This is a genomic window from Candidatus Melainabacteria bacterium RIFOXYA2_FULL_32_9 (assembly GCA_001784615.1).
Classification (GTDB): Bacteria; Cyanobacteriota; Vampirovibrionia; order Gastranaerophilales; family UBA9579; genus UBA9579.
In genome coordinates, this window is sequence record MFRQ01000001.1 from 1 (window position 1) to 3,198 (window position 3,198).

Genomic DNA, 3,198 nt, shown 5'->3' on the forward strand with positions numbered 1-3,198 from the left:
ACTCAAGTAAAATAACTCCAATTCAATTAAGATTAATTCAAGGTCCCCTAATTTTTCTTTGACAGAAGTGTAAAGAAAGTCATTAGATAATTTATATGTGGCAGAATATCGAAAAAATGTTTCGTGTTTATTTTCATTTTCTTCTTGAATAAACTGACTTTCAATTTTGTTGAAAATACTTTTATATTTAGCAACATATTTTTCGGGTAATTTTGCATAATTTTTTAAAAAGTTTAAGACAATCATGTAATTATGGAGAAAGTCGGTTATATCTTTTGCTCTAGTCCAATAAGATTCGGGATTAGATATATATTCAATGGCTTCTTTAGCATTTAGTATTTCTTTGTCTGTGGTAACATTATGAATCACCATTACAGATATATTCCACAATAGAATATAATAAATAAAATTATTCATAAGGAGATTTAAGTCATTATCTACAATAAAATTATCTAACTCCTTCTTATTGTCATCCAGTTCAAATAGAGTTTTGCTGTTTCTAATTTGCTCTAGTGCTGGAATTAAGATGCTTTTATCCTTGTTTGTCAATTCTTCTTTAATAAAATTAAAGTTTTTTTCTATTGAATTTTGTCTAAATTTTTCGAGTTCTTCTATATTTGCTTTTTGAGAAGCTCTTACAATAATGCGGGTCATTTTTTGCTGAAATTCAATACAATCCGAGGAGTCCTGGAAATTGCTAAAATAACTTAGCCGTCTGTCAATTTCCATTTTTAATACAGGGTCATTCATAATATAGTTATCTATAACTGCTATCTGATTTTTGCAGTTTTCAGTGTTACTTGAGCCTTGTGCTTTAAGCTCTTTAACAGTTTCTAAATAACGCTTTATTTTCTTTAAGCGAACAGCAAATTTGTTCTCTAGTTTTTCTTCCTTTGTGTTGCTTTGTCGAATAAGTTGCATCGATAATCCTCTTGAAATTTATTGCACTAATAATATTTTAATATATTTTCCATTGATAGGAAAATTATAAAAATCAGTGTTAAATATGATAAATTATAATAATCCAGCTTATACTGGTTTATTATAATTTATTGAATTCTACTGCAACAATAGTGCAACAATTTTATTTTTGATAAATTTTAAGAATCGCCGAAACCTTTGCCAATAAAAAATGCCGAGACACAGAATTGAACTGTGGACACAGGGATTTTCAGAAATTGCAACAGTGACAAGTCGACTTTACTTTGATCAAGGTGGCTCATTTATAAATCTCTGCTCGGATGGTGATAATAACTGTTTCAGAAATTCATTTAAATCATATCTGAATTACGTAAAAGAATGTGATAGCGGAAGCTTTATGGGGAATTGCTGGGTGAATAATGGTGGAATAAAATATCTTCGTGGTGTTGTATATGGTGAGGACTGGGATGAAGGAGATGCAGGACTTATACTTAGTGACGGAGCATTCCTGGATTTTTATGATTACAGAGCAAGTTGTAATAAGACTTTAGTGAACGGTGTCGCCGCATGTGGAGAAATTTATGTTGATGTTAACGGATTTAAAAAGCCGAATACATTAGGTAAGGATATTTATTTACTTCGCATGCTCAAATCAGGAATTGCAGCTCCTTCAGGTGGTATTTATGATAATGATGATTGTAGCAGTTCTAATGATGGTTGGAATTGTGCAACAAAAGTTCTTCAGGAAATAGATTATTAAGACTAGTTTATTAGTGTCAAAGTAACAGTAGATTGGGTCAAATAATTCTGGTTCAACAAAATTGACTAATATTCACTTTAAGCTTTTATTTTCAAGCTAGTAAGATCCCGGGTCAAGCCCGGAATGACCTTTCTAATATAGTTTTAGAGTAGTTAGTAGGGTGCGCATTGCGCACCGCCTTGAAATTGTTGCATAACAAACTATTTGCTGGTTAAATCGTTTCTCAAATGCCTTAATTGATCTGTATTACCCAACACAACCAGAATATCGCCTTTATTTATTATAGTATCAGGTGGAGGATTAGGAATATTAATGTTATTTTTGATTATAGCGATTATCGAAGTCCCGTAAATCTTTCTAATATCACTATTAGCAATTGATTTATCGATAAAAGGATTGTTTTTAGAGATTCTAATCCAGTCGACTTCATTATTTTTAAGAATATTCATTCTACCTGTAACAGATTCCTGATTTTTATAGCTTTCCTGTAGAAGCTGACATTTATTTTGTCTTACCAGTTGATTAAGTGATTCAATTTCATTACAGGAATAATCAAGCTTAGCCAGAGTGTTATTAATAACAGCTGCACTTGTTTCATACTCTTCATAAATTACAATATTAGCACCTGCGTGGTATAAGCTATCTATAGTATTTTGATATCTTGATCTGACAATAATATAAATATCTTCATTTAATTTTCGTGCATTAGTTATGGCCATCTCACAACTTTTAGCATCTGGTAAGGTTATTACAATTATCTTTGCCTGATTCACTTTTGCATATTTTAGAATATCTTTGTGAGTTGAATCCCCATAGATGACAGGAACCCGTTCTTTTTTTAACCTTTGAACAGTTTTATTATTTAGCTCAATTACAAGATAAATCTGGTTATGTAGCTCTAATATCTTGGCAAGACTCTTTCCAATCGGCCCATATCCACATATAACAACGTGATCTTTTAATATAGAATTACTAGTTTCAACTTTTATCTCACCTTTAAAATGTTTATTCCAGAAAGATAAATGTTGAAGCCTGGCAATAATGCCTGGAATTAGTTTAATAATGAAAGGAGTAAATAACATAGTTATTAGAGCTGAAATTATTATGAATGAGTAGACATCCTGACTGATTATATTTGTAGATTCACCTAATTTAGCTAATACAAAAGAAAATTCTCCAATTTGAAACAGCGATAAACCTGCCCAAAGAGCTGTTTGTCCTGGATATTTGGCAAGATAAACTACAGCAAAGCAAATTACGAATTTAATAATGAAAATTAGAGCAACTGCTCCTAAAATTAGTGGTAAATTGTTCATAAAGAAGTTTATATCCATCAACATGCCGATAGACACAAAGAAAACCATTGCAAAAGCGTCTCTAAATGGTACTACTTCAGCGATAACCTGTTTACTGTGAGCTGTGATACTAAGGGCCAATCCAGCTATAAAAGCGCCAAGAGCAAGGGAAATTCCGAAATAATTAGCCACAATTGCGGTACTAAATGCAATAGCGATGGA

1 protein-coding gene and 2 pseudogenes (1 of these 3 only partly in view) are annotated in these 3,198 nt (G+C 31.5%); 1 reads left to right on the top strand and 2 read right to left on the bottom strand.

Annotation, left to right across the window (positions count from 1 at the left end):
* Nucleotides 1-921: pseudogene (locus A2255_00125) on the bottom strand (hypothetical protein).
* A 211-nt stretch (nt 922-1,132) separates the two neighbouring features.
* Between A2255_00125 and A2255_00130 the strand changes: the two are divergent.
* The gene (locus A2255_00130; protein OGI23685.1) at nt 1,133-1,681 is read left to right on the top strand and encodes a hypothetical protein; all 549 of its coding nucleotides are present in this window, start codon (nt 1,133-1,135) and stop codon (nt 1,679-1,681) included.
* Between the two features lie 200 nt (nt 1,682-1,881).
* On the opposite strand, the pseudogene A2255_00135 reads toward A2255_00130, so the two are convergent.
* Nucleotides 1,882-3,198: pseudogene (locus tag A2255_00135) on the bottom strand (hypothetical protein); it runs 198 nt beyond the window's last position.

Coding starts and splice junctions, on each gene's coding strand:
- A2255_00130 (OGI23685.1), top strand. CDS start 1,133: ATGCCGAGACACAGAATTGAACTGTGGACACAGGGATTTTCAGAAATT.